This window comes from Bacteroidota bacterium (assembly GCA_039111535.1).
In the GTDB taxonomy this organism is placed as follows: Bacteria; Bacteroidota; Rhodothermia; order Rhodothermales; family JAHQVL01; genus JBCCIM01.
Genome location: JBCCIM010000308.1, coordinates 1 through 4,778, shown reverse-complemented (window position 1 = coordinate 4,778; position 4,778 = coordinate 1). Strand labels below are relative to the sequence as shown.

Annotated in this window: 5 protein-coding genes; 1 reads left to right on the top strand and 4 read right to left on the bottom strand. The window is 52.6% G+C overall.

Annotation, left to right across the window (positions count from 1 at the left end; translation table 11 throughout):
- The 4 genes from trpD to trpE form a co-directional block, all read right to left on the bottom strand.
- Positions 1 to 713, bottom strand: a 713-nt coding sequence (gene trpD, locus AAF564_26045; protein ID MEM8489035.1) for an anthranilate phosphoribosyltransferase, incomplete at its 3' end; no start/stop codon positions are given.
- A 24-nt stretch (positions 714 to 737) separates the two neighbouring features.
- Positions 738 to 1,334, bottom strand: a complete 597-nt coding sequence (locus AAF564_26040; GenBank protein MEM8489034.1) for an aminodeoxychorismate/anthranilate synthase component II — start codon at positions 1,332 to 1,334, stop codon at positions 738 to 740.
- 57 nt (positions 1,335 to 1,391) lie between these two features.
- Positions 1,392 to 2,429, bottom strand: coding sequence for a tryptophan--tRNA ligase (trpS, locus tag AAF564_26035; GenBank protein ID MEM8489033.1), 1,038 nt, complete (start codon positions 2,427 to 2,429; stop codon positions 1,392 to 1,394).
- 9 nt (positions 2,430 to 2,438) lie between these two features.
- Positions 2,439 to 3,944, bottom strand: a complete 1,506-nt coding sequence (trpE, locus tag AAF564_26030; protein ID MEM8489032.1) for an anthranilate synthase component I — start codon at positions 3,942 to 3,944, stop codon at positions 2,439 to 2,441.
- A 313-nt stretch (positions 3,945 to 4,257) separates the two neighbouring features.
- Between trpE and AAF564_26025 the strand changes: the two genes are divergently transcribed.
- Entirely contained in the window at positions 4,258 to 4,617 is a 360-nt protein-coding gene (locus AAF564_26025; protein MEM8489031.1) for a hypothetical protein, read from the top strand.
- Positions 4,618 to 4,778 lie beyond the last annotated feature (161 nt).

Genomic DNA, 4,778 nt, shown 5'->3' with positions numbered 1-4,778 from the left:
TCAAACTGAAACGTGTGTGTAGGTGCAGCAATAGATGCTTCATCCAGGCCATCTGCTGCGTGCACGGTAACCACACGCGCCGCATCCAGTGCATACAAGATTTTGCCCATTGTTTTGGCGACATCCAAACTGAATGCCCCTACGAGTTGCCGGCGCACCCCGGCGGGGTTACACAACGGGCCTAGGATATTGAAAAAAGTGCGGGTGCCCAGCTTCTTTCGGACCGGCATCACGTATTTCATGGCCGGGTGGAAGAAGGGGGCAAAGATGAATGCAATGCCGGCTTCTTGCAGGCAATGTTCAACACCTGGTTTGCCCAGTTCAATTTCTACACCCAGTTCTGCCAAAACATCTGCCGAGCCACATTTTGAGGAAATGGACCGGTTGCCGTGTTTGGCAACGGTTGCGCCGGCGCCGGCGCACACAAATGCTGCTGTTGTGGACACATTGAAGGTGCCGCTCTGGTCGCCCCCGGTGCCGCAAAGGTCAATTGCATCTGCGTCGTCGAGCGCAACGGGGACTGCATATTCCCGCATGACGCGGGTAAATCCAATGAGTTCGTCGAGGCTTTCACCGCGGGTGCGAAGTCCCATCAGCAAGGCTGCAATTTGTTCAGGCTCAGCTTCGCCTTTCATCATCAGATGCATCGCTGCAGCAGCCTGTTCCTGGGCCAGTTGCTCACCGGCGGCAATAATTTTGAGATACTCACGCATGGCAGGGGTGGTTAGGCGTCCGGATTATCTTGAAACAGCGGCGGTGTTGAAATTGGCAACCTGCTTGAGCCAGTTTGCGACCATCGCAGCGCCGGCTTCAGTGAGGATGCTTTCGGGATGAAACTGGATGCCCTCGATCGGGAAGGTTTTGTGACGTAACCCCATGATGATCCCGTCTTCTGTTTTTGCGGTGACGTCCAGCGTGTCGGGTACCGTGTCAGGGTTAACGACCAGCGAATGATAACGCGTTGCAGTAAACCCGTCTTCAATGCCTTCAAAAATCGATTGTCCATCGTGGAAAATTTTGCTGGTTTTGCCGTGCATCAGGGCAGGGGCGTAGTCTACCTTGGCGCCAAATACTTCGCCAATAGACTGGTGGCCTAGGCATACACCAAGCAAAGGAATTTGTGGTCCGGCGCGTTCGATGAGGGCTTTAGTAATGCCGGCATCTTGCGGTCTGCCTGGTCCTGGCGAAATAAGCAAGCCTGCCGGCGCCTTTGCGAGCACTTCATCAACGGTCTGCACGTCGTTGCGGATCACCTCGATGTCTGTTGTGTGCGCGCCGACGAGGTGAACCAGGTTATACGTGAACGAGTCGTAGTTGTCGATAACGATGATCATTGATACTAAAACCTGTTTTCTTGGACGTTGTGGGCCCTTTAGGTGTAACGTTGCTGCTTAATGGCGTGTCGTGATGAGGCCGGTTGCAGTCCGAACTTTTTCCATAAACGCATCGGCTTTTTCGCGCCCTTTTTTGCCGCCTTCCCGCAAGACGTCCATTACGTAATCCGGGCGGGCTGCCAGATCTCGCCGGCGTTCGCGGGCCTCTGCAAAATAGTCGGTAATGAGGCCAAGGAGTTCTTTCTTAGCATGGCCATATCCATATCCGCCGGCGCGATAAGCTGCTGCAACACGCTCAGTTTCTGCTTCGTCAGCAAACAGCTTGATCAGCGCAAACACATTGTCTTTGTCTGGATCTTTGGGTTCTTCAAGCGGCGTGGAGTCGGTGACAATCCCCATGACTTTTTTCTTCAGCGCTTTGCCTTCGTCGAAAATGCCAATGGCGTTGTTGTAGCTCTTGGACATTTTGCGGCCATCAACGCCCGGCACTACCGCTACGTCATCCATAATTAGCGGGTCGGGGACCGGGAAAATGGGGTTGTCTTCGCCGCAATACGTGTTGTTGAACCGCTGGGCGAGGTCGCGGGTGATTTCAATGTGCTGCTTCTGGTCAGCCCCGACGGGTACCAGCGATCCTCCATAAATGAGGATGTCTGCAGCCTGCAGTACAGGGTAGTTCATCAGGCCGGCGTTGGACGTCAGGCCTTGCGCTACTTTGTCTTTGTACGAGACGCCCTTTTCCAACTGCGAGACGGGTGTCAGGTTGTAGAAAATCCAGGCAAGTTCGGTAACCTGCGGGACATCACTCTGGAGAAACAGACTTGCCTTCTCCGGATCAAAACCCAGCGCCAGGTAATCCAGTGCGACATCGATAGAATATTTACGCAGCGCTTCTGCGTCTTTCAAAGACGTGAGCGCGTGGTAGTTTACAATGAAGTAGTACGCTTCGTGCTGTTTATGCAATTCGATATGCTGGCGAAGCGCACCAAAGTAATTGCCAATATGCAAAACGCCCGATGGCTGAATGCCTGAGACCACCACGGTTGGATGACTTGGGTTTGTTGGTTGATCAGCTTTAGTTGCTACAGATTCCATGATTCTATGCTATAAGAGGTCCGTTGCTGCTACGTGAAGTGCTTGCTTCAAAGCCCGGGCCTTGTTTTCAGTTTCTTTAAATTCTAAGTGTGGTGCGCTATCAGCCACGATGCCGGCGCCGGCCTGGATGTGTACCATGCCATCGCGGACAACCATCGTGCGAATCGCAATACAGGTGTCAATGTTTCCTGAATAGTCAAGGTATCCGACAGCTCCTGCGTAGACGCCGCGTTTTGATACTTCCAACTCACCAATTATCTCCATCGCCCGCACTTTCGGTGCACCACTAACGGTGCCGGCCGGAAAGCAGGCTTTGAGCACATCAAGCGGGCTCAACCCTTTTCGCATCTGTCCGATGACCGACGAGACGATATGCATCACGTGTGAGTACCGTTCTACAAAGGCATAACGATCCACTTCTATCGAGCTGAACGCACACACCTTGCCGAGGTCATTGCGCCCCAAATCAACCAGCATCAAATGTTCTGCGCGTTCCTTGGGGTCAGCGAGGAGTTCTTCTTCGAGCGCTTTGTCTTCGGCTACCGTTCTACCCCTTTTGCGCGTGCCGGCAATGGGCAGCACTTCAGCTTTGCCTTCTTCTACGCGTACCAATACTTCGGGCGAAGACCCCACGAGTGTAAAGTCGCGATAGTCGATATAAAAGAGATAAGGTGACGGATTCACCTGGCGCAGCGAGCGGTAGAGGTTGAAGTGGTCTCCTTCAAAAGGCACCGAGAAGCGCTGCGACAGCACAACTTGAAAAATGTCGCCTTCGTGGATGTAGTGTTTGGCTTTGTTGATGGCCGCTTCAAAATTGTCTCGCGTGGTATTGGACTGCAATTCCGGCGACTGCAATTTCACCTGCGCCGGTACCTCAAAAGATGCCTTGCGCAGTTTTTGTTCGAGTGCAGCGAGCCTGTCTGATGCCCGGGTGAAAACTGCCTGCAAGTCGGTTGACTCGTTGATAAAGACCGAAGCCATCAGCACAAGCTGGTGCTTAACATGGTCAAAGGCGACAAGCGAATCGTAAAAACACCAGGCCGCGTCAGGCAGGACGAGATCGTCTGGTGGGGGAGGCGGCATTTTTTCGATCAAAGCTATGGTGTCATACCCGAGGTAGCCCACAGCGCCGCAGGTCAAACGCGGCATATCTGGCCGTTTGACTTCTTTATAGCTGCTCATGATATGTTCGAGCACTTCGTAAATGTCGTGCTGGTCCGGTGCCGGCAGCGTGAAGGGCAGGTCTTTGGTTCGGACGTCGTAGTGTACAACGCCGTCTCGGTAATCGACCCGCAGGAAGGGATTACTGCCGAGGAAAGAGTACCGGGCGAGCTTTTCACCGCCTTCTACGCTTTCGAGCAAGAAATTACACTGCCCGTTGGTCCGCAATGTGAGGAAAGCAGATACGGGTGTGAGCAAGTCTGCACTGCAGCGGCGGGCCAGGGGGATGATCACCTGGTGCCGGCCTGCGGCCCGTTCTGCTTCAACGACGTCAAGAAATTCTTCGTAATGCATGCCAATTATGAGAAAATAAAAAACCCGCTGCCTTTAAAGTGAAGCAGCGGGTGAAATCTGTAATGCTCTATGTACTTAAACAAATAAGCGCATCTAATACAGTAAAGACCCCTGCGGTAGAACGTGCCACCACAGTTTCTGAGTATGAGCTATTTGTCTCGCATGTAAATTCATGGGGCAAAGATAAAGCGCGATACGAGGGGATGCAACCCGTGCCTGGAAAAAATTCGATGAAGTTCTATTTATTAAGTATGGGGGAGGGCAGTCGATGCCGTAAAGGTGGCTTTTAATAATCCTGATATGAGGCAGGGGCATGCGGATATCTTTTTGGGCGGTATGTGTTGTATTGTTTCTGGCATCAGGATGCCGGCATGCAGCTACGGTTTACGAACAGGATGACCTCGTGACCATCGCCCACAACAAGTACAGTGAATATACGCTCCTTGTGTATGAAAGCACGCACGGCCGAACCCGCAAAGTGCTTCGGAGAAAAGGGGTATGCGAATTGGTCCTCATCGAAAAAGACAACGGTGCTTTCGTCCTCAAAGAACGCGGCCACGAAGCCAAAACACTGTCGCTGACTTCGCTAAGGGCTGTAGAAGCACACCTCGAAGCCCTGCTCTATAACAACAGTCCCCCGGAAGAACACCAGTCGGTACTTGGCGCGTCGTAGGGAGGATGGGGGAATATCGAACACCGAACCAGGGGTGTTCAGAAAAATTTATTTATCCAATGTGCGGGGATACCATAAAGTACATTGCGCTCAATAGATGTGTCTCCGGGGCCTTTGGTCCGTGCTAAATCACAAGAGCTAGACGCATCTCTACATTAAAG